This is a genomic window from Specibacter sp. AOP5-B1-6 (genome assembly GCF_052376555.1).
Lineage (GTDB): Bacteria > Actinomycetota > Actinomycetes > Actinomycetales > Micrococcaceae > Specibacter.
Genome location: NZ_JBQSVT010000009.1, coordinates 14,558 through 36,137, shown reverse-complemented (window position 1 = coordinate 36,137; position 21,580 = coordinate 14,558). Strand labels below are relative to the sequence as shown.

Below are 21,580 nucleotides of genomic sequence, written 5' to 3'. Positions count from 1 at the left end.
AGGCTGAAAGGAGACCAGGATGAGAGGACTCTCATGAAGCATGTGGCGCGTTAGTCCTGCTTGAGCCGGTACCCCATGCCGCGGATGGTTTCGATCCGTTCCGCCCCGAACTTCTTGCGCAGGTACCGGATGTACACGTCCACAATGTTGGAACCCGGATCAAAGTCAAAGCCCCACACCTGGGAGAGCAATTGCTCCCTGGAGAGCACCTGGTCCTTGTGCCGGCACAGGGTCTCCGCCAATGCGAATTCCCGGGCGCTGAGGTCCTTGGCCACACCGTCAACGTGGGCGCGGCGGGTGCGCAGGTCAAGGGTCAGCCCGCCAGCCGTTAGAACTGTTTGGTCTTCCAGCACGTGGCCGCGCAGGCGCAGCCTGACCCGTGCCAGCAGTTCTTCGAAGGCAAAGGGTTTGGGCAGGTAGTCGTCCGCGCCGCCCACCAGGCCGGCCACCTTGTCGTCGACACTTCCGCGGGCCGAGAGGATCAGGACCGGAATGTCGATCCGGTCCTCCCGCAGCCTGCGCAGCACTGTCAGCCCGTCCATCAGGGGAAGGCCCAAGTCCAATATGAGCAGGTCGTACAGCATGGAGCGGGCCTCATCGTAGGCTGACTGCCCATCTGCCACGATGGTTGTCACGAAGCCCTGGGCGTTCAGCCCCTTTTGGACGAACGTGGCAATCCGTTCTTCATCCTCTGCGATCAGGATCCGGCTCATTAAGTGTCCTTCCAGGGGTTGACGGAGTTGCTGTCCGCGGGCACGGGGTGGTGGTCATCGGGGATGATCTCCGCCGGCAGGTCCATGGTGAAAGTTGTGCCGGCGCCGGGAGCGCTCTCCACTGCGACAGAGCCGCCGTGGGCGTGGGCAATGGACTGGACTATGGCCAGTCCGAGGCCGGCACCCGAGGCCTGGCGCGGGCTGGAACCACGGTGGAACCTGGCGAAGATGCCTTGCTGGGCTTCTTTGTCCATTCCCGTTCCGGTGTCCCGAACCCACAGAAACAAGCGGTCTCCGTGGCTGCCGCCCAGCACCAGCCGCGAGCCCAGCGCAATGGTGCCGTCAACGGGGGTGTAGTTGACGGCGTTGGAAGCCAACTGCATCAGGGCCTGGGTGAGTCGCTGCCCGTCTGCCTTGATCCGGCCTTCCGCCAGCTCGTCCAGGCCCCAGTGTTGGGCGCCGAGCATGCTGACCTTGCTCAGGGCGTCAACCACCAGATCGGCCAGGTCAACTTCCGCGAACACCACAAAATCGGGCTGCTCCGACTTGGCTAGGACCAGCAGATCATTGACCATGCGGCCCATCCGGTCCAACTCGTCCGTGACCAGTGCAATGGTTTCGCGCCGGTCCACCGGATCGTCACTGATCAGTTCCAGCTGGCCGCGGATCACGGTGATCGGCGTACGCAATTCATGGCCGGCGTCGTCAACGAACTGCTTCTGCGTGGCGAAGGCTGTTTCCAGCCGGTCCAGCATTCGGTTGAACGTGGTGGCGAGGGCGGCAACATCGTCGCGGCCCACCACGTCAATGCGGCCGCGCAGGTCCGTTTCGCTGATTGACTCGGCTGTTTCCCTGACCTGGCGCACCGGGGCAAGCACACGTCCGGCGATGACCCAGCTGGCGATGCCGGCGCCCATGACAGCCAGTGCACCCGCCAGGGCAAAGATGCCCAGGGAGCTGTACAACGGGGCGGCGACTTCGTTGCGGAACTGTATGCTGACCAGCGCCCCGCGCGTTGGATCCCCGGCAACCTGCACCGGAATGAGCGCATAGGCAATCGTCCCGGAAGTGGTTTTGTAGCTGCCATGAACTGGTTCGCTTTGGTCTGCAATGCTGGCCAGGAAGGCCGCATCCTTGTCCAGCCGGACGGGCGGGTCCCCTCCCATGCGCCGGTGCGGGGCGTCGTCAAGGAGGCTGAACGCGGTTTCCGCACGGTTGGCCACGGTGTCCTGCAGATACCGGGTCAGCAGCTCGTCGACAGAGAAATGCGAGCGTCCCGAAGGTGACTCGGCGAAGGTTCTGAAGCTCGTTGCGGCGTGGGTAAGCCTGTCATCGACCAGGGCATCGGTGCGGGCCGAGAGGAACTGGGCGGACAGGACCAAGGCGCTGGCAAAGGCAATGGCAATCAAAACCACCATGGCTCCAATGATGCGGGCCCTGGCGCTCAAGGTGCGGCGGGCCGGCTCAGTCATCCGCGTCGTCGTCCCAATCATCGCCGTCCCAGTCGTCGTCGCAATCGTCATCGCCTGCCAGGGGCGCGCAGCCGGGAACGGGGACGGCCCCTTCCGGAGGCGGGCTCGGCGTGGCCGATGGGCTGGGCGTGGCCGTGGCTGAAGGGGGAGCAGTCTTGCTGGGACTCGGCGTGGGCGCCGGTGTTGGTGCCGGTGTTGGTGGCGGCGTGGTTGGCGGAGGAGTGCCTGCGGGGGTGACCACAACGATCTCGCCCAGTTGGGGTTCGGAGCTGGACGTCAGCAAGGCAGTGGCAAGGAAAGCGCCCCCAACAACCACAGCGATGAAGGCGAGAAGGATGAACCGTGGCATGTGCATGGCTCCATCCTTTCCGTACCGGCTGATGCAGACATGAGCCCGGGATGAGAGTCTTCTCATCCGCTGCACCGTGCCCCGGGTGAGGCAGGGCCGGGTGCGGCCAAGCCTAGGTGCGCCCGGGCCTGGAAGCAAAAGCCCAGTGTGTCTGGGCGGCATCCTTGGCCGGGCGGGGAGGCGAATTACGGCACAAAACTGGCACTAATTAGTTGGGTGCATTGAGGCGTAGGCTGAAGGAAATCGGGCCATAGTGGCCCGATGTGGCACCACTAAATTTCGTCCCAAGGAGAGCATCATGACTGTCACCGTTCCCGTCACCGATTGCGCCGTGTCGAATTGTTCCTTCAATGACCACACCCATTGCGGCGCTGCCGGCATCACCATTGGCGGCAACTCGGATCACGCCCAGTGTGCCACCTTCATCGACACCGGCGTGCACGGGGGCCTGCCGAAGGTTTTGGCTTCAGTGGGGGCCTGCCAGCGCACCGAATGCGTCCACAACGACCATCTAATGTGCGGGGCCGACTCGGTGCGTGTGGGACCCGGCGCAGACAACGCCGACTGCCTGACCTACGAGCACAGCAGCTAACGTTCGCCCGCGTTGGTGGGAGCGCCGGCCGGGGCAGAGCAGCCGGGCAACCCCGCTGGGGCATGCCAACTGTGACCCCAACTAGGGGACGGATTGGGCGCTGGCCTCATGCGGCTGCCTGGCTCCGGCATGGCGCACGCGCCGGAAGATCCAATACCGCAGCAGCAGGAAGCGGGTGACTGCCGAGGCCACGTTTCCCAGCACGATGACGGCGAGTTCAACCACGATTGAGGCGTTCGGGGAGACCTGGTGGAGCACCCACAGGCTGCCGCTGGTCATGGCAAGCGCCAGCAGCATGACCCACAGCCCGCGGCGCTGGTCCCGCCACCAGAGATGGCGCCCGTTGAGCCCAAAGCTGATGCGCCGGTTCAGTTCGGTGTTGAGGATGGAGCACAACACGAGCGAGATGACGTTGGCCCACTGCGTGCCGGTCATGGGTCGCAGGCTGGCAAAAATCGTCATGGAAATAACCGTGCAAATAATGGCGACGACGGCGAAGCCGCGCAACTGTGAGACCAGCACCGGGTTGCCCTGCCACCAATTTTTGAGCGCGCCGAAAACCCCGCGGCCCGTATTGAGGGACTCTACGGGGTTCGACTCCGGAGTTGTTGTTGTTGCCATGGTTAACTAAATCTTGCCAGCTTCATGTGTGAACACCCAAATAGCCGCAGGAGCGTTCCCTGTGAATCCCATCTGTCCCGGTGCCTTGTCAGATCGCGGCGCTCCGTCAGATTTCGGCGATGACAGGGTTGCGCAGTTCGCCAATGCCGCCGACCCGGCAGATGACCTCGTCGCCCGGGGTGATTTGGCGGCACTCCGCCGGGAAACCTGTGAGAATGACGTCGCCCGGCTGCAGGGTCATGAAGCTGCTCAGGTACACCAGGATCTCGTCGACGCCCCAGCCCAGGTCGTTGCTGGTGGCCGGGGCAAGCTCCGTGCCGTTGTGCACAATGCTGATGGCCACGCCGTCGTCCGCCAAACCAACAACAATCCACGGGCCAAGCGGTGTGAACGTGTCGGGGCTCTTGGCGCTGATCCACAGTTCGTCGCTTTTTTGTGCGTCGCGGGCCGAGACGTCATTGCCGATGGTGAAGCCCAAAATGGGCTCGCGCGCGTTCGCCAGGGTCAGGTTCCGGGCAGGGCGGCCAACGACGATTGTCAATTCGGCTTCGGGGTCGACGTAACCCACCGTGGGGCTCAGTACGATGGCGTCGCCGGGGCCCACGATTGAGCTGGCGGCCTTGTGGAATGCCTGCGGAGGGAGTGCGCGGCCGGGGGCGCCGGTGTTGTGGGCCATCCCAAAGACATTGACCGGCGCGCAGGGTGCCAGGAACGTGAAGTTGTCCTCGGCGACAGTTGCGCCAAGGGTCCAGCCGTCGCGGTCAGCACTGTTTTGGTTGGCGGGCGATGCCGGGAACGGCGTTTCAACGATGTGCCAGACGCGGCCTTCGGGGCTGGCGAAATCTGCGGCATCGTTGCGGACAAAGAATTGTTCGGGCAACGTCGGCTGGGCAGCGTCTGCCGCGGCAGCGCCCGCCTGGTTGGCAGTGGTTTCGGCCTGAAGGGGGCGGACACGGGCTAGGCGGTAGGTCGCATTGGTCATGAGGACATCCTACCTCCTGGCTGGTGGTGCTATTCGTCCAGATTCCCGCTGATGATCTCCAGGGCCAGCGCCTTGGCGGCCGCTGCCTTCGGCCCCAGTTCCTCCGTAAGGGCCGCAATGAGGCCTTCCATGAGAATTGTTTGCGGGATTCTGCTGGTGACCGTGACTTCCTCGCGAAAACTCAGATCCCCCATGCCCACAACCAGGGAGAAATCCGCCATGGCGGCCAAGGGGGAACGCGCAAACGCCGTAATGACCACCAGCGTGGCGCGGGCGTCAATGGCCGCCTTCGCCACACGCACGGTGGAGCTGTTGGCCCCGCTGCCACTCATGATCAACAGCACGTCGGAAGGCCCCAGCAACCGTGCGGCGATCTGCTGGCCAATCACGTCCAGGGGCGATTCGGCCGGCCGGCCGATGGCGCTCAGCCGGGCAGCCATGTCCGCCGCCAGCGGGGCCGATAGCCCGTTGCCCACCACCAGCATGCGCCCGGCAGCGGCGATGGCGCGCACGGCGCCCGATACTGCCGCCGGGTCAAGGAGCGCGGCCATGGAGGTCACGGCGTTGCCCACCTGCACAAAGGCGTCGGCCACGGTGCCGGCTGCGCCCGCCGCCTTGGGGCGCTGGTCGGTGCTGGCATACCCGGCGTCGCGGGCGAGCAGGACCCGCAGTTGCTGGTAGCCGGAGTAGCCCAGGCTTTGGCAGGTGCGCACCACTGTGGCCCTGGATGCTCCTGCCAGCTCTGCCACCTGCTGTGAAGACAGCTCCACTATTTGTTGGGTGTGCGCCAAAAACACTGACGCCACGGCTTGCTCGGCCGGCAGCAGGGCCGGGCGGGACGAACGGATGTGGGCCACGATCTGGCCGGGGGCGTGCTCAAACACCGCTTGCTCCTTCACGATCTGCGACTGCACCGCTTGTTCCTTCATGGTCTGCAACTGCACGGTCTGCTTTCAGTGGAGCGGGGAATCCGGCTGCCAGAAGCTCGGCCGGGGCGACCGCAATGGCGGCCGATATGCCGGCAACGGCAGGCGGGGCCAGATCGAAGACAAGCTCGGGGCTGACCTCCGGCGGGAGGTGGATGCGCACCGGAAGCGTCCGCACCCGCATTGCGGGGCGTGCCATCTCACCGCCCGGCAAGGCGCTGAGGGTGATGAGCGTCCCGCCGCTTCCCGCCCCGGCCCGTTCGTGGCCCGCGGGGGCAAGCACGTCGTTGGAATTGACGACGCCGGAGGTCACCACCACCGGTATGGTTCCGGAACCAGCGGCAAGAACGTCAGTCAAATGATGGTGGTAATGGCCGCTGAGGATGGCCACTGTGTCCGAGCCGGCCAGGGCATCGGCCAACTCGTCGGGGTTGATCAGTTCAATGCCCTGATGCAGGGCCGTGACCGGTTCCACCGGAGGGTGATGGACCACCACCACCGTCCCGTGCCCGGAATTGGTGGCCAGCTGCGCCCGCAGCCACTCCAGTTGGGCGGCATCCACATGGCCGTGGGTGCGGCCCGGAACTGAGCTGTCCACGGTGATGATGCGGTACCCGGCCACCTCGCTGACGCCAAAGATTGGCATCTCCACGCCGGCCGGTGTTGAAGTGTCCGCCGCCGAAGAGACCGTCGCGGTGCCTGGGTGACCGGAGCCGGGATGGCCCGAGCCGAGAACGGCCCGGAAGCCGCCCCGCTGGTCGTGGTTTCCCATGGCGTAAACGGCCACGGCCCCGTGCCGGGCCGCAAAGTCTCCCGTCAGCGAACGCAAGGTGCTGTAGGAAGCCGGGGACCCGTCGTCGGACACGTCCCCGGAAAGCACCACGAGATCCAGCGGGCCGGCGTTTTCAAAGGCATCGAGGGTGCAGCGGTAGGCGGCCACGGTGTCCACAACGCCGCCGTGCAGGGTGCCGTCGCCCATGAGGTGGGTGTCGCTGAGATGGAGAATGCGCAGCGTTGTCATGATGCCAGCTTAGGGGCCCGCCACGTGCCGTGGATGAGCTTGTTGCGCACGGCGCCGGAGATCTGGTCGATGCACATGGTGACAACCACCACCACGATCAGCAGCATGCCCACGGCGTCCCAGTTGCGGAACTGGACGTTGTCCTGGAGCATCTTGCCGATGCCGCCGGCGCCGATGAGTCCCAGGATGGCCGAGGCCCGTACATTGATTTCAAAGCGGTACAGCCAGAAGGACAGCACTTCGGGGGCTGCCGAGGGCCACACGCCCCAGCGAATCAGGGCCAGAGTGCCGCCGCCGGTGGAACGCACGGCCTCTTTGGGACCGGGGTCCACACCCTCGAACGCCTCGTACCCCCACTTGCCGAGGGTGCCGATGGAGCCCACGGCCAGGGCCAGCGCGCCGGTGAACGGGGTCAGGCCCGTGACCGAGAGAATCAAGATGGCAATGACCACCTCAGGCACGGCGCGGATCACGGCAAAGATCAAGCGCAGGGGTGCGTTGACGGCCCGCGGCGCCAGGCCCCTGGAGGCCAGGAAGCTCAGCGGGAAGGAGATGATGATGCCAAGGACGGTGCCGATCCAGGCCATTTGCACGGACAGGACAGTTGCTTTAAAGGCCTCCCCAAATTTGCTCCAGTCCGGCGGGAACAGCATCAAGCCAACGTACTTGACCAGCTGGGAGGGGAAGTCGGCCAGGGATGACCACTTGATCTTGACCGACCAAAACGCGGCAACGACGACCAAGCTGACCACGAGCCACAGCGTGGTGCGCAGCCTCGAGGTGGGCTTGACGGGACGGGCGGTGGGTTGAGGTTTTGTGATTGTCGCGGCCACGCTACACCAACTTCTTTCGCAGCCAGGAGGACACAGATTCCAGTACCAGGACCATGAGCAGGATTTCGAAAATGATCAGGGACAGTTCGTGGTACCTGAAGAAGCTGCGGACATTGTCGATCAAGATGCCCAGACCGCCGGCACCCACCAACCCGATGACGGCCGAGGCCCGGATGTTCAGTTCAAAGGTGTACAGCACCTGTGATGCGAAGCTGGGCAGGATCTGCGGCAGCATGGCCGCCCGGTTGGCCTTGGGCCAGCTGGCACCGGCCGCCAGGGCGGCTTCCTGCGCACCGGCATCCTCACCGTCCAGGGACTCCGAGACCAGCTTCACGATGATGCCAAGGTTGAACAAGATCAGGGCCATGATGCCCGACAGCGCGCCCACACCCACCACGGCGACCAAAATTGAGGCAAACAAAATGTCCGGCACGCTGCGGATCATGTTCATCACAAAGCGCACGCCCGCCAGCAGCCCCGGCTTGGGGTTGGTGGCCCGCGAGGCCAAAAAGGCCAGCGGCAGCGAAATCGCCGAGCCGATGGCCGTGGCAATCACGGCCATCTGCAGGGTCTCCAGCAGCGCCGGAATGGTCTTGGGGAAGAAGCCGTAATCCGGCTGGAGCAGCTGGACAATGTTCCCGGTGGCGTTGCGCCAGTTGGCCACGATCGCCGGCAGGTCCACGTGCACGCCGATCCCTGCCCAGACGGTGATTGCCACGAGAAGCACGACGGCGGCCGCGGACTTTGCGCCATGGCGCGGCTTGAGCGGGCGGCCGGCTCCCGCCGTCACGGTGCCGTTCACAGCTCGCCTTGGTTGCTGAGGACGTCCTCGGCGGTCAGCGAGCGGCCGTAGATGTTCTCAAAGACGGATTCATCGGCGTCGGCTCCCGCGCCGTCGAACACCACCTCGCCGGAGCGCAAGCCGATCAACCTGTCGCTGTACCGCCGGGCCAGATCCAGGAAGTGCAGGTTGACCACCACCGTAATGCCCAGCTCGGCGTTGATGCGCTGCAGGTCGCGCATCACCACATGGGAGGTGGGCGGGTCGAGGGAGGCCACCGGTTCATCGGCCAGGATGACCTTTGGCCGCTGCGCCAGTGTGCGGGCGATGGCCACGCGCTGCTGCTGTCCGCCGGAGAGGCTGGAGGCTTTTTCATAAGCCTTGGGCACTATCTCGACCCGTTCCAAGGCCGCCATGGCGAGTTCGACGTCGTCGTTCTTCCAGGCACCGAGCAAGGTGCGCCACGCAGGGGAGTGGTAGAGCCTGCCCATGAGCACGTTGTTGATGACTGTGGTGCGCTTGGCCAGGTTGAAGCTTTGGAACACCATGCCCACATTTGAGCGCAATTCCCGCAGGTCCCGGCCGCGCAGTTGGGTGGTGCCGCGGCCGTTGAGCTGATGTTCACCCACGGTGATGCTGCCGCTGGTGATCGGGACGAGGCCGTTGATGGTGCGGACCAGGGTTGATTTGCCGGCTCCGGAGAGGCCCACAATCCCGACCATTTCGCCGGCGGGAATGCTCAAGTTGATGTTTTTCAGGCCGGTGAAGCCATTGGGATAGGTCACGCAGACATCGTTAAAGCGGATGTCCGCCCCGGTGTGCTCCATTGGATCTGCTTTCTTTTGCTGTCGCGCCAGTGTCCCGTCCCTCTGCTTGTTGGCTGGGGACGGGACAGCTGCGGTGCCGTGTTGTGGTGCTGTGCTTGTGGTGCTTGTGGTGCTTGTGGTGCTTGTGGTGCTTGTGGTGCTTGTGGTGCTGTTTCTAGCCGAGCCCGATGGAGCGGGCTGCCACCTGGGTGGTCCGCAGGCTTTCCGGATCGGCCGGCTGCATGCCGGTGATCTGGTAGATCGCGGTCAGCGCCTCGACGCCCTCCGGGGTGCCGGCGTAGTCGAGCATGGCGTCGCTGATCTTCTTTTGCCAGTCCGCGGTGAGCTTGCTGGAGATCGACATGCCGTCGTTGGGGACTTCCTCCGTCAGCGCGAAGACCACCACCTTCTCACCAACGTCGGGATTGTCGGCGGCGACCACTTCGCGGGCGTCCCAATAGCTGAAGCCCACCTCGGCGTCGCCCTTGTACACGGCCAGGACCGAGGCGTCATTGGCGGTGACCTTGATGGGGAAGACGTCTTCGATGGCTACGCCGGCGGTCTTCATGGCGGCCACGGGGAAGATGTATCCGGCCGGGGATGCCGGCGAGAGCATGGCCACGGTGGCGTCCTTGACCTTTGCCACCGAATCCAGCCCGGCGGGGCCGTCGCCGGAGGCTGTGCCGTTGCAGTACAGCATGCCGTTGGGCCCCTTGGCGGGAGCGTCGGTGCAGTACTTGTCAGGGTTGTTGGTGAACATTTGGGCGGCATAGCTGGACTTGTCCTTGCGGACCGTCTGCAACGCGGGGGCCGCTCCATACTTGTCGCAGGCCTGGCTCATTTGCAGGGACGGGAGCATGCCAATCTGGGCCTGGTTGGCGCCGATGGCCTCAACGGCTGCCTGATAGTCGGCGGTAATGACGCCGGTGACGGGGATGCCCAACCGGCTGCTCAAGGCCTCTTCGAGCGGCTTGACCGTGTCAACGAGTTTCTTTGCATCACCGGACGGGACCAGGGCAAGGGTCAGCTCAGTTGGCGCGGCGGCCGAGGCGTCGCTGCTGCCGGTGCAGGTTGTGGCCTGGTCTGCCGCGCCTGACGCGGAGTCTGCCGCGTCCTGGCTGACGCCGCAGGAAGAAAGTGCAAGGGTGCCGGCCAGTGCCAATGCACTCAATGCTGCGACTTTGAAACGGAACTTGTTCACAGTGGTGCCTTTTCTGAAGGGGGAGTGGACGTGCTGGATTGGGTTGAGAGGAGGCCAGCTGGATTGCGGGCCCAATCGGAGATGGCGTCATACAGCAGTTCAAACCGCGGGGAGCTCAGCGTGGCCGCTCCGCTGCGGTGCTCGAATCGGTCAATGAAGGCGGTGGCGCAGCCGTGGCGTGCCGGCAGCTCAATGTCGTTGCTCCACACGTCGCCGACGCTGAGCAACTCGTGCGGGGCCTTGTCTGCCAGCAGGATCGGCAGGAGCTCGGCGAATCCGGACGGTTTGCCGGCTTCGGGAATGACCAGGTCAATGGAACCGGCCAGGCCCAAGGCGGCCAGTGATTCCGGCACGCCCACCAGCGGGGCATTCGTCAGTAAAACACGGAAGACGACACCGGCCAGGCTGTCCAGAAAGCCCGCCAAGCCGTCAGGTGCACTGATTTCCACCGTGCCCGCAGCGAGCCGCTGGCGGCTCTGTGCATAGGCTCGGCTGAGTCCGTCTGCATCGACCAGCCCTTCGGCAAGGGCCGCCACGGCCGCGTAGCCGTCCTTGTAGGCGGGGGCGTTTGGGTCTTCGGCCAGGAATTCGGCCAGCCCGTCCCGAAGTGCCGTGCGGCCCGGTTCGCTGATCTGGTCGGCGGCAGCGTCGGCGTAGGCCAGCACCGGGCCGTCGCCCAGGCAGACAGTGCCGTCAAAATCGAGAATCAACAGGGGGAGGGGTTGTTCGGCAGCCAGTCGGGCCAATGTCGTTTTGCTCACAAACAGAAAGCGTACGTGATCGTGAACACTGTGTCCATGAAATTTGCATTCATGGAACGAATGTTCATGTGGTGTTTACATGCGGTTTCCCCGGGCACCGCACCGTGCCAACCACAAGGGTCGTGGCATAGAATCCGGTGCATGCGTAAAGGAATGGGCAAACCGATCAATCGAGCCGTGGCAGCAGCCTTGACTGTGGGGGCCGCCGGGACCGCGGCGGTCATGGGGGCAAGGGCCTTCCGGGCCGGGCCGGTGGCGGCCGCTCCCGGGGCGGGGTTCGCCGGAGAGGGTTCCGCCGGAGAAGTTTCCACCGGGGTGGCAGCCGGCATCGGCACGGACCATGCGCAGCCCGCCGCCGACCGGCTCAGCGAGCTGATCACCTTCCGCACGGTGTTTTCCAGTGCCCGGGACCAGATAGAACTTGAGCAGTTCACCGGTTTCATTGAGGCGCTGGAACGGTTGTACCCGGGCGTTCACGCTGCGTTGAGCCGCGAGTTCGTCAACGGCCATGCGATGTTGTTTAAATGGGCCGGCACGGGGTCGAACCCTGCGGCCCGGCCAACGGTGCTGATGGCGCACTACGACGTCGTCCCCGTTGACACGCGCGACGATTGGACGCACCCGGGCTTCTCCGGCCACCACAAAGACGGATACGTGTGGGGCCGGGGCGCACTCGATGACAAGGGCGCCCTGGTTGTCATCATGGGCGCCATTGAGTCCCTGCTGCAGGAGGGGTTTGCCCCGGAACACGACCTGTATCTGTCCTTTGGCAACAACGAGGAGACGGCCGGCGACAGTGCTGCCGCCGCCGTCGCGCTGTTGGCCAAGCGTGGTGTGAAGCCGTGGCTGGTCCTTGATGAGGGCGGCGCCGTCGCCCTGGACGCGTTCCCGGGCCTCAAGGCGCCGGCAGCCGTCATCGGCGTGGCCGAAAAAGGCATTCTGGACCTGGAACTGCTCACCCGCGGAGCCGGCGGGCACGCCTCGACGCCGCCGCGCATGGGAGCCACAGCGCGCCTGGCCCAGGCCATCGTTGCGCTGGAGGAGACGCCGTTTCCGGCGTCGATGCCGGGGCCCGTGGCGGAGATGATGCGCCGGATCGGCTTGAACAGCGGCTTTGCCCTGCGGCTCGTGACCGAGAACATGTGGGCGTTCAAGGCACTGCTGACGCAGGTTTTTGGTCTCGTTGGCGATGAAACACGCGCCTTGACCCGCACCACCGTTGCCGTGACAATGTTGGAGGGCAGCAAGGCCTCGAACGTGCTGGCCTCCACCGCACGCGCCAACGCCAACATTCGCATCGCGGTGGGGGAGAGCGTGGATTCGGTGGTGGAACGCGTGCGCAGCATCATCGATGACCCCTCCGTGGAGCTGACGGTGCGTTCGGGCCACAACCCCTCGCCCGTTTCCGCCTTCGACAACGAGCAGTTTGCGTTGCTGACGCGTGCCGTGGCGGAGTCCTACCCGGACGCCGTGGTGACACCGTACATCCAGACAGGGGCGACGGACTCACGCCATTTCACGAAGATTTGCCCCGCCGTCTACCGGTTCTCGCCGCTGCTGATGGACGCCGGCGACCGCGCCAGCCTGCACGCCGTCAACGAGCGCGTCCGCATCAGCTCACTCGGCGCCGGCGTCGTGTTTTACCGTGAACTGCTGCAGGGCCTGAACTGACTCCTTTGCCACCCGCGATGGCGTGTCTGCGGCCCGGGGCCGCTGCACCAGCAGCGGCCGGGGTTAGCATGGCAACATCGAGTATCGGGCACAAGTGGCGCCGGCTGATGCGGCGGTTCGGAGGGCAGTGGCATGAGGATGCACGCACAGGGGCGTCCAGCCGGCATCGTGGGGCGCCTTGCCACCGTGGGGATCCTGGCAGCGTCGCTGGCGCTGGCCGGCTGCGGCATCTCCCTCGGCGTGCCGGACGCGTCCCCGGAGCCAGCAGCCCCGTCAAGCAGCGCAACCACCCCGGAACAGGGCGCAGGCTCCACGGCTGAGCCGTCGCCGTCGAACGTCAGCTCCGGCGGCGCAAGCGCCAGCCCCACGGCCGAAGCCGTTGCCAAGCAATGGAAGATCTTCACGGACCCGGGCAAGGCCGTCAGTTTTGAACTGCCGCAGCAATGGACGGTTCAGGTGCTTGCGCCGCCCAGCGCCGGTGCGCTGCGCCTCGAGGTGCGGGACCCGCAGGCGAGGGTCATGGCCACACTCAACACCCACATCACGGGCCTGGGCGGCGCCTGCCAACCGGATTCCAGCCGGCCCTACACGGTGCTGGCCAGCATTCCCATGGCCATCCCCTCGAACAATGAGGCCCCGACAGCCGTGGAGCCGCGCTACGTGTACCGGATCATCCAAGGCGCCACCCACCACTTTGCCTCGTACGGGATCACCGACCATTCGGCCGGGACCGACGGCAAGGCCTGCCTCGTGTACAACACCGTGACCTCGGAAAAGCTCGGCATTTACATGTTTGGCGACGTGCTCCAATTCAGCAGCGCCGCCGACGGCTCACCCGGGCTGCGCGCCTTCGCCACCATCGCCGACGCGCAGGCCTACATGCTCACCAGCGAGTACCAAAACATCCAAAAAATGGTCACCTCGCTGCAGGCACTCGGCTAGCCGCCCGCCACCGAGGCGCGCAGCTTGCCGGTCAGCTCCAGCAGCGTGCGCATTTCATCGTCGGTCAGGGCAACTTCCATGAGTTCCGTGATGTGCTGGACATGCGCCCGGCCAACCTTCTTTTGCAGGGCGGCGCCGGCCTCGGTCAGGCCAATCAGCACCCCGCGCCTGTCGCCCTCGGGGGTCCGGCGCTGGATCAGCCCGCGGGCCTCCAGCCGGTCCACCATGCGCGAGATGCTCGGCTGGGTCAGCAGGACGTTGTCGTGGATCTCGTTCAGGCGCAGCCAGCCGGTGGGGCAGCGCGACAGGTTGAACAGGACGTCATATTCGCGGCTTCCGAGCTTCTTGAAACTGGGCTCCTTTTGAAGTTCACGCATCATGGCCACCTGGGAACGCAGCAGCGATTCCCACGAATCGGTCGCCAGCCTGCGGTGCGCTGCGGCTGACATGTCAGTTCACCCCTGCCGTGGCGCCGGTCGTGCCGGCTGTTGCATGTTCGACGGCGGCCGCGGCCTGGGCAGCGGCGCGTCGGGCTTCGAAGGTGGGCCCCTCAGGGACGGAGGCCGGGCGGTTCTTGGCAAACTCCTCGCGGAGCGTGGGCAGGACGTCCGAGCCGAACAGGTCCAGCTGCTCCAGCACTGTCTTCAGGGGCAGGCCTGCGTGGTCAACGAGGAACAGCTGGCGCTGGTAGTCGCCGAAGTAGTCGCGGAACGCCAGCGTTTTTTCGATCATTTCCGCCGGGCTGCCGACTGTCAGTGGTGTCTGCGAGGTGAAGTCCTCCATGGACGGGCCGTGGCCGTACACGGGGGCGTTGTCGAAGTACGGCCGGAATTCGTTGACGGCGTCCTGTGAATTCTTGCGGATGAAGAACTGCCCGCCCAGGCCCACGATTGCCTGCTCCGGGGTCCCGTGGCCGTAGTGTGCGTAGCGCTCCCGGTAGAGGTTGATCAGCTGGATGTAGTGTTCCTTGGGCCAGAAGATGTTGTTGGCGAAGAAGCCATCGCCGTAGTAGGCGGCAATCTCGGCAACCTGGGGCGTGCGGATGGCACCGTGCCAGACAAAGGGGGCCACGCCGTCGAGCGGGCGGGGTGTGGAGGTGAAACCGCGCAGCGGCGTGCGGAACTTGCCTTCCCAGTTCACCACTTCCTCATCCCAGAGGCGGCGCAGGAGGGCGTAGTTTTCCACCGTCAGTTCCACGGAGTCCTGGTTGTTCTTGCCAAACCAGGGGTAGACGGCGCCCATGTTGCCGCGGCCAAGGACGATGTCGGAGCGGCCGTCTGCCAGGTGCTGGAGGGTGGCGAAGTCCTCGGCGATCTTGACCGGGTCGTTCGTGGTGATGAGCGTGGTGCTCGTGGAGAGGATGATCTTCTCCGTCTGCGCCGCGATGTAGGCCAGGATCGTTGAGGGGGAGCTGGGGTAGAACGGCGGGTTGTGGTGCTCGCCCGTGGCAAACACGTCCATGCCAATGTCCTCGGCGTGCTTGGCGATGGTGGTGATGGCCTTGATCCGCTCGTGTTCAGTGGGGGTGCGGCCGGTGGTGGGGTCCATGGTGATGTCGCCAACACTGAAAATTCCGAACTGCATTCTTTGCTCCTCAGCCCACGGACACACCGTGAGATATATGCGTTTGTATCTATTATATGGCTCAACCCGGAGAAGCGCCAAAATGTTCCCGGAGGTGGGGCAGGAGGACCGACAGGGGCAAATCCCCGGCTGCGCTGCCAGCTGGCACTAGGATGCTTTTCAAGGCTCTGTTATGCATGTCACAGCATGCATGCCGCAGCGACGGTTGCAGCCGCCCTTGCGTCAACAGCCGTTACAGCACCTGCGGAGGAAATTCATGGCTTCATTGCACCGCGGCATCGCCGGAAGAAACCTCCGGGCGGGCCCGACTGCCACGGCCATCGTGGGCTTTTTGGTGCTGGTGGAGCTCACCAGCGGCATCCTCCAAGGCTATTACACCCCGCTGCTGACGGACATCGCCAGGTTCCTGGGCATCCACGACGCGGATGTCAACTGGTTTGAGGCTGCCCAGCTGATGGTCAGCGCCCTCGTGGTGCCGGTGCTGGCCAAAATGGGCGACATGATCGGCCACCGCAAGGTCCTGTTGGTCTCGACGGCGCTGACGGCCGCCGCCTCCTGGGGCGTGGCCTTTGCCCCCAACTTCTGGCTCTTCCTCCTCGCCTGGGCGCTGCAGGGCTTCTACGTGGTGTGGCTGCCGCTGGAAATCGCGCTCATCTACAGCCGCTCCCACAAGCGCCCGGACGGTGCCGCCCTGACCCGCAAGTCCGCCGGCATCCTCGTTGCCGGCCTGGAATTTGGTGTGATTGTCGGAGCCCTGGCCGGCGGGTTCATCGGCGGCGCCCTGCCCGACAAGCTCTGGCTGACCCTCATGATCCCCGCCATCGCCGTCACGCTGTGCTTCTTCGTGATCCTGTTCGGCGTGCCCGAATCCGAGAACCGCACCGGCGGCAGGCTCGACCTCATGGGCCTGACCCTCCTCTCCACGGGCCTGCTGCTCATCACAGCCGGGCTCACGTTCATGCGGATCAACGGCCCCGGCACCTGGTGGGCCTGGGCCGCCGTCGTGCTGGGCATTGCGGCGCTGGTGCCGTTCACCCGCCACGAACTGGGCCACCACGACCCGCTGATCGACATCCGCCTGCTGCGCCAACCCAGCATGTGGCCGGTGCAGCTGACGGCATTCCTGTTTGGCGTCTCGGTCCTGGGGGCGCAGGCACCGCTGTCAACGTTCGCGCGCACCGACCCGGGCGAGGTGGGTTACGGGCTCGGCGCCAGCTCCAGCCTGGTCTCGATTTTGATCGGCGTGTACGTTTTGGGGATGCTGGTGGGAGCGCTGCTGTACCCCGTCATCACCAGATGGACGACGCCGAGAATCACCTTGATGGGCGCCGCCTTCCTTGTCGCCGTTGGTTACCTGTTGTTCCTGCCGTTCCACGACTCGATGCTCCAGGTGCTGGTCAACATGGCGATCGCCGGCATTGGCAGTGGTGCCCTGGTGGCTGCACTGCCGTCGGCTGCTGCCGCTGCGGCTCCGCTGACCCAGACAGGCATGGCGACTGGCCTGACCAATGCCACGAAGACGGTCGGCGGCGCCTTTGCCTCCTGCGTTTTCGGGATCGCGCTGGCCGGACAGGCGCTGGGCTCGCTGACATCGGGTGCGGGGTCTACGGCCGCGCCGCTTGAGGGTTACATGCTGGTGTGGACGATCTGCGGTGTCACCGCCCTGGCGGCCGCCGTGGCGCTGTACTTTGTGCCCAAGCTGGCGTTCAGCCCGACCCTGCCCGTGACCTGACACCGCCCACCCCACAGAATTCGAGTTTGCACTTATTAGACGGAAACGCCCTGTTTTTTGCTCAAAGGGTCCAATAAGTGCAAACTCGATCTCAGCTGGGGCGCCAGCCGCGGGCGTAGAGGGCGTCGCGGACCTTTTTCACGGCTTCTTTGGCATCGTTGGTCATATGCCGCTTCATAATGTGCACTTCCTGCCATCCTGCACTCGCGTAGTCTTCGGCACGCCGGACGTCACGCTCCACTTGTGTGGGGTCATTGTGCGTGTCTCCGTCGTATTCCACGGCGATCTTGTATTCAGGGTAGGACTGGTCGGGCGTCCGATCCGCCCCGTTCGAAAGAGGTGTTTCAACGTTGAGCAGCGGTTCAGGCAACCCTGCATACCCACAGGCCAAGCGGAGCTTGGTTTCTTGCGGGGAATCGGAACCAACCCGGGCCAGACGCAGGGCCTCGCGTGCCTTGATGATCCCGCGGCTCCCGTGGTGGCGGGCCAAGAGGACTTCAAGCTCCTTGATGGTGGCATAAGGCTGGGTTCGACCCTCAAAGTTCAGGCGTGGAATCCTGATGAGGTGGTCGGCGACAACCACGAGCTCTTCGACGGACATTTTTGCGGCGCAGTCCAGCCACGTTCTGATGCGGGTGGTGATCCAGAGGCCATTCAAAAAGCAGACTTCATCATTCCGGATTTTGGTTTGGTGTCCTTTGACGCGCAGCCGTCGAGGAGCGATATGAGGAGATTGCCGTGAAATGTGGATGTTGGCGTCGTCGGCGCCTGGCAAGAACCCCGGGAACTCCCAAATCCGGAAGGCCGTGGCATGGGATGCCGCTGCATATCCGGTGACCACCGTGTATGGGCGGGTGAGCAGTGCCAGGGGCACATCGGCGTCGTCCGTCAGAATCTTGATGCTGCGGCTCAGCGTCACTACGTCCCGGTGGCACAGTTCTCCGTAGCTGGCGCCCTTCTCGAGCGCCTCAGCCACAGTGAAGGGCGCCGACCAGAACGGCTCAGGCAAACGACCGAGGGGAGTCATTCCTCAATCATGGCAAGATTCGTGACTGCCTGCAGAAGTTATCCACAGCCCCCGGGCGCTGAAATTCGACTTTGCACTTATTAGACCGATGAGGGCCAAAAACGGCCAAAATCGTCTAATAAGTGCAAACTCGAATGCCGGGAGGGTGGGGTTAGTCGGTGGCGGCGCGGCGGCCGCGTACCTTCGGGATCGCGCCTGTGGTCCAGTCCTGAAAATCGGCTTCTGGCTTCGCCGGGGCCGGCGTGGACGTCGTGGCAGCGTCGGCTGAAGATGCTTTCCCGGCAGCCTTGCCGCCGCGGGACACTGAGCCGCCTGATCCTGAGCCGCCCGTTCCTGAGCCGGGGGAGTGGACGACCTTGAGCGCCTTCATGAGGTCGTGCCGTTCCTTGCGGCCTTCGACCAAGCGGTAGAGCACGGGAACCAGGATCAAGGTCAACGCCGTTGAGGACACCAGGCCGCCCACCACCACAATGGCCAGCGGCTGGGAGATGAACCCGCCGCCGCCCGTGAGCCCGAGGGCCATGGGTGTCAGCGCAAAAATGGTGGCAAGCGCCGTCATCAGGATGGGGCGGAGGCGCTGGCGTGCCCCGTGCTCGATGGCGTCGGCCACGTTCATGGCCGGCCTGTCTCCGGAGGGCTGCCGGTATTGGTTGATCAGGTCGATGAGCACGATGGCGTTGGTGACCACGATGCCCACCAGCATCAACATGCCGATCAGCGACGGCAAGCCCAGCGGGATGCCGGTGATGAGCAGCAGGCCAATGGCGCCCGTGGCGGCGAAGGGGATGGAAACCAGCAGAATCAGCGGCTGGATCAGCGACTTGAAGGTGGCCACCATGATCACATAGACAATGGCGATGGCCGCCAGCATGGCCAGCCCGAGCTGCTGGAACGACTCCGCCTGCTGGGTCGCCGCGCCGCCAATTGTGGCAATGGTGCCGGCGGGCAGGGTGGTGGAATCCAGCCGCTTTTGCACCTCGGAGCTCAGGGATCCGAGGGCGTCGCCTTCGGGCGTCACCGAGACGGTGGCCGTGCGCTGTCCGTTGGAGGAGGTGATCGTCAGCGGCGTCTGGACTTCCTCCACGCTGGCCACCTGCGACAGCGGAACCGGCCCGTCCGCTGTGGGAATCTGGGCTGCGGCGAGGGCGGCGATGGAATCAAACTTGGTGCCCAGCCCGATCTGCACCTTGTAATCCGTGGTGTCGATGCGCACCGTCCCGCCCGGGATGGGACTGACCGTGGCGGCCAACAAGCCCGTGATCTGTTCTTCGTCGAGGCCGGCAGCCACGGCCTTGGCCCGGTCAACGCTGACCTGGACCACCGGCTGGGCGCCGCTGAGGTTGCTTTCCACCGACTGTGCGCCGGGGACGTCCGCCATGGCCTTCACCAGGTCGTCGCTGGCCTGCTGCAGTTCCTCGCCGGTGGCCGCCTTGACGGTGATGTCCACGGTGCTTGAGGTCCCGAAGCCGCCGCCCTGGGAGCCGAGACTGATCTCGCCCGCATCCTTGAGGCCGTCAACGGCCGTGCGGACAGTGTTTTGGAGCTTCACCTGGTCGGCATCCGGATCGGTGATGACCTGGAACTGGGCGCTGGATGCACCCGAGGACAACAAAGCCGAGAAGCCTCCAGAGCCATTCCCAACCGTGACCTGGACGTCCGTGACACCTTCAATGTCCGTCAGCGCGGATTCAACTTTTTTCGCGGCCTCATTGGTCACGTCGAGGCTCGTTCCGGCCGGCATGTCCTGCTGGATGCTCAGGCTGTTCTGGCCGGTGTCGCCCAGCAGGTTGGTGGGCAGCAGCGGAGTCATGGCCAGCGTCGCAGCCAGCACAATGCCGCCGGCAATCAACGTCACCACGGGGTGTTTTTGTGTCTTGGCGAGGATCGGCAGATAGCCGCGCTGCAGCCAGGAAGCTCGTTCCTTCTCTTCCACAGCGCTCAGCAGCGCCTGCCCGCTCAGGCCGCTGCCGCCGTCGTCCGTACCAGCGTGGGCCGCAGCACCGGCACCAGCACCCACGACGGCGGCATCAGCGGCCGGCGCGGTCGACTTCAGGAACCAGTACGCCAGCACCGGCACGATCGTCAACGACACGAGCAGGGAGGCCAGCAGTGCGAACGTCACGGTGAGCGCGAACGGGCGGAACAGCTCCCCGGCCAGGCTGCCCACAAAGGCGATCGGCAGGAACACGGCCACCGTGGTCAGCGTGGAGGCCGTGATGGCGGCCGCAACCTCGCGAATGGCGGCCAGGATGGCAGTCTTCTTGTCCTCGCCGTAGCTGAGGTGCCGCTTGATGTTCTCAATCACCACAATGGAGTCGTCCACCACCCGCCCGATGGCAATGGTGAGCGCGCCAAGGGTGAGGATGTTCAGCGAATATCCCGTGGCCCACAGCCCGATGAACGTCACCAGCAGGGACAGCGGGATCGAGATGGCCGTGACCAGTGTTGAGCGCACCGACATCAGGAACAGCAGGATGACGACGACGGCGAACCCAAGTCCCAGCAGGCCCTCCACCGTGAGGTCGTGGATCGACTTTTCAATGAAGGGGGCCTGGTCCAGGACGGTGGTGAACTTGGTGTTGTGGCCCAGCGACGCCGTGATTTCCGGCAGCACGTCGGCGACCTGCTGCGAGAGTGAGACGGTGTCGGCAGCCGGTTTCTTCGTGATGGACAGGGCCAGCGTGGCCTTGCCGTTGGTGCGCGTGATGGAGGTGGTGGGGTCGTCGGCCAGCGAGACGGCGGCAACTGAGGCGATGGTGGGAGCAGCGGCACCGGCGCCAGCACCACCGGCACCGGAGGATGAGGCTGCCAGCGGCAGTGCCTCGACGGCGTCCAGGGAGTCAACCGGGCTGCCTGCCTGAATGGACAAGGTGGTGCCGTCGGTGCTCAGCGAGCCGACCGGAACCAGGGCGCCGTTGTTCTTCAACGCAGTGGCAATGTCGCCGGGATTCACGCCGGCGGCAGCCATCTTGGCCGGATCCGGCAGGATCTCGATGTGCTGGGAGTTGGCGCCGCTGACATCGGCGCTGCGGACGCCGTCGATCTTCAGGAGTTTGGGAACTGCGATGCGCGCCAGGTCCGTGTTGAGCGCGGCCAAGTCCTGGTCGGAGGAGACGGCCAGGAACACGATGGGGAAGTCCGCGATGCTGCCGGCGATGGGCTGCGGCTGAACGCCGTCGGGCAGGCGCTGGCTGACATTGGAAATGGCCCGGTCAATCTGGTTGCGGGCACGGTCCAAATTCGTGCCGTAGGTGAAGGCCAGATTGATGGTGGAGACGCCGCTGCGCGAGGTGGAGGTGCTGGATTCGAGCCCCTCCACCGCGTTCAGTGCCGCTTCAAGGGGTTCACTGACCTGTTTGTCGACCACCGCGGGGGAGGCGCCCGGCATGGCCGAGACCACCGTGATCTGCGGGAACTCGATGCTGGGGATGAGCTCCTGCTTGAGCGAGCCGAGCGTGATGACCCCGAAAACCATCGCAAAAATGGTGATCAAGGCGATCAGCGCCCGGTTGCCCAGCGACATTTTGGCCAAATTGAACATCAAAGAACTCCCACTGCTTGCGCCG

20 protein-coding genes are annotated in these 21,580 nt (G+C 64.9%); 4 read left to right on the top strand and 16 right to left on the bottom strand.

All coding sequences use genetic code 11. From position 1 onward, the window contains the following. Positions 1-50: 50 nt before the first annotated feature. The 3 genes from ACT3TS_RS06285 to ACT3TS_RS06275 are packed head-to-tail and all read right to left on the bottom strand — an operon-like array spanning position 51 to position 2,534. The gene (locus ACT3TS_RS06285) at positions 51-713 is read right to left on the bottom strand and encodes a response regulator transcription factor (protein WP_444530643.1); all 663 of its coding nucleotides are present in this window, start codon (positions 711-713) and stop codon (positions 51-53) included. Continuing rightward, on the bottom strand, positions 713-2,185 hold the full coding sequence (locus tag ACT3TS_RS06280; RefSeq protein ID WP_444530642.1) for an ATP-binding protein: 1,473 nt from the start codon (positions 2,183-2,185) through the stop codon (positions 713-715). The genes ACT3TS_RS06285 and ACT3TS_RS06280 overlap by 1 nt, the downstream gene beginning before the upstream one ends. Further along, positions 2,178-2,534: a hypothetical protein gene (locus ACT3TS_RS06275; RefSeq protein WP_444530641.1), complete on the bottom strand. Its 357-nt coding sequence runs from the start codon at positions 2,532-2,534 to the stop codon at positions 2,178-2,180. The genes ACT3TS_RS06280 and ACT3TS_RS06275 overlap by 8 nt, the downstream gene beginning before the upstream one ends. 298 nt (positions 2,535-2,832) lie before the next feature. Between ACT3TS_RS06275 and ACT3TS_RS06270 the strand changes: the two genes are divergently transcribed. Then, positions 2,833-3,126, top strand: a complete 294-nt coding sequence (locus ACT3TS_RS06270) for a DUF1540 domain-containing protein (RefSeq protein WP_444530640.1) — start codon at positions 2,833-2,835, stop codon at positions 3,124-3,126. Between the two features lie 81 nt (positions 3,127-3,207). On the opposite strand, the gene ACT3TS_RS06265 is transcribed toward ACT3TS_RS06270, so the two are convergent. The 9 genes from ACT3TS_RS06265 to ACT3TS_RS06225 form a co-directional block, all read right to left on the bottom strand. After that, on the bottom strand, positions 3,208-3,747 hold the full coding sequence (locus ACT3TS_RS06265) for a GtrA family protein (protein WP_444530639.1): 540 nt from the start codon (positions 3,745-3,747) through the stop codon (positions 3,208-3,210). A 106-nt stretch (positions 3,748-3,853) separates the two neighbouring features. After that, entirely contained in the window at positions 3,854-4,729 is an 876-nt protein-coding gene (locus ACT3TS_RS06260; RefSeq protein WP_444530638.1) for a fumarylacetoacetate hydrolase family protein, read from the bottom strand. 29 nt (positions 4,730-4,758) lie between these two features. Beyond that, positions 4,759-5,613, bottom strand: coding sequence for a MurR/RpiR family transcriptional regulator (locus ACT3TS_RS06255; RefSeq protein WP_444530637.1), 855 nt, complete (start codon positions 5,611-5,613; stop codon positions 4,759-4,761). Next, positions 5,606-6,676, bottom strand: a complete 1,071-nt coding sequence (locus tag ACT3TS_RS06250) for a metallophosphoesterase (protein WP_444530636.1) — start codon at positions 6,674-6,676, stop codon at positions 5,606-5,608. The genes ACT3TS_RS06255 and ACT3TS_RS06250 overlap by 8 nt, the downstream gene beginning before the upstream one ends. Then, a complete protein-coding gene (phnE, locus tag ACT3TS_RS06245) occupies positions 6,673-7,509 on the bottom strand; it encodes a phosphonate ABC transporter, permease protein PhnE (RefSeq protein WP_444530635.1) in 837 nt (278 codons plus the stop codon). Before phnE (ACT3TS_RS06245) ends, ACT3TS_RS06250 begins: the two co-directional genes overlap by 4 nt. Position 7,510: 1 nt before the next feature. Next, on the bottom strand, positions 7,511-8,311 hold the full coding sequence (gene phnE, locus ACT3TS_RS06240; protein ID WP_444530634.1) for a phosphonate ABC transporter, permease protein PhnE: 801 nt from the start codon (positions 8,309-8,311) through the stop codon (positions 7,511-7,513). Then, on the bottom strand, positions 8,308-9,117 hold the full coding sequence (phnC, locus tag ACT3TS_RS06235; protein ID WP_444530633.1) for a phosphonate ABC transporter ATP-binding protein: 810 nt from the start codon (positions 9,115-9,117) through the stop codon (positions 8,308-8,310). Before phnC ends, phnE (ACT3TS_RS06240) begins: the two co-directional genes overlap by 4 nt. A gap of 154 nt (positions 9,118-9,271) precedes the next feature. Continuing rightward, a complete protein-coding gene (gene phnD / locus ACT3TS_RS06230) occupies positions 9,272-10,267 on the bottom strand; it encodes a phosphate/phosphite/phosphonate ABC transporter substrate-binding protein (RefSeq protein ID WP_444530632.1) in 996 nt (331 codons plus the stop codon). Between the two features lie 26 nt (positions 10,268-10,293). After that, entirely contained in the window at positions 10,294-11,058 is a 765-nt protein-coding gene (locus ACT3TS_RS06225; RefSeq protein ID WP_444530631.1) for an HAD family hydrolase, read from the bottom strand. Between the two features lie 141 nt (positions 11,059-11,199). Here ACT3TS_RS06225 and ACT3TS_RS06220 point away from each other — a divergent pair, with 141 nt between their 5' ends. Next, entirely contained in the window at positions 11,200-12,729 is a 1,530-nt protein-coding gene (locus ACT3TS_RS06220; RefSeq protein WP_444530630.1) for a M20/M25/M40 family metallo-hydrolase, read from the top strand. Between the two features lie 132 nt (positions 12,730-12,861). Further along, positions 12,862-13,671: a hypothetical protein gene (locus ACT3TS_RS06215; protein ID WP_444530629.1), complete on the top strand. Its 810-nt coding sequence runs from the start codon at positions 12,862-12,864 to the stop codon at positions 13,669-13,671. On the opposite strand, the gene ACT3TS_RS06210 is transcribed toward ACT3TS_RS06215, so the two are convergent. Then, positions 13,668-14,120, bottom strand: a complete 453-nt coding sequence (locus tag ACT3TS_RS06210) for a MarR family winged helix-turn-helix transcriptional regulator (RefSeq protein ID WP_444530628.1) — start codon at positions 14,118-14,120, stop codon at positions 13,668-13,670. The two genes, ACT3TS_RS06215 and ACT3TS_RS06210, sit on opposite strands and share 4 nt — an antisense overlap. A gap of 1 nt (position 14,121) precedes the next feature. Then, the gene (locus tag ACT3TS_RS06205; protein ID WP_444530627.1) at positions 14,122-15,255 is read right to left on the bottom strand and encodes a CE1758 family FMN-dependent luciferase-like monooxygenase; all 1,134 of its coding nucleotides are present in this window, start codon (positions 15,253-15,255) and stop codon (positions 14,122-14,124) included. 256 nt (positions 15,256-15,511) lie between these two features. Between ACT3TS_RS06205 and ACT3TS_RS06200 the strand changes: the two genes are divergently transcribed. Beyond that, on the top strand, positions 15,512-16,987 hold the full coding sequence (locus tag ACT3TS_RS06200; RefSeq protein WP_444530626.1) for an MFS transporter: 1,476 nt from the start codon (positions 15,512-15,514) through the stop codon (positions 16,985-16,987). Between the two features lie 91 nt (positions 16,988-17,078). On the opposite strand, the gene ACT3TS_RS06195 is transcribed toward ACT3TS_RS06200, so the two are convergent. Next, the gene (locus ACT3TS_RS06195; protein ID WP_444530625.1) at positions 17,079-18,014 is read right to left on the bottom strand and encodes a hypothetical protein; all 936 of its coding nucleotides are present in this window, start codon (positions 18,012-18,014) and stop codon (positions 17,079-17,081) included. A 151-nt stretch (positions 18,015-18,165) separates the two neighbouring features. Next, positions 18,166-21,555 (bottom strand): efflux RND transporter permease subunit, encoded by a 3,390-nt coding sequence (locus ACT3TS_RS06190; protein ID WP_444530624.1) that lies wholly within the window; start codon positions 21,553-21,555, stop codon positions 18,166-18,168. Positions 21,556-21,580: the final 25 nt, after the last annotated feature.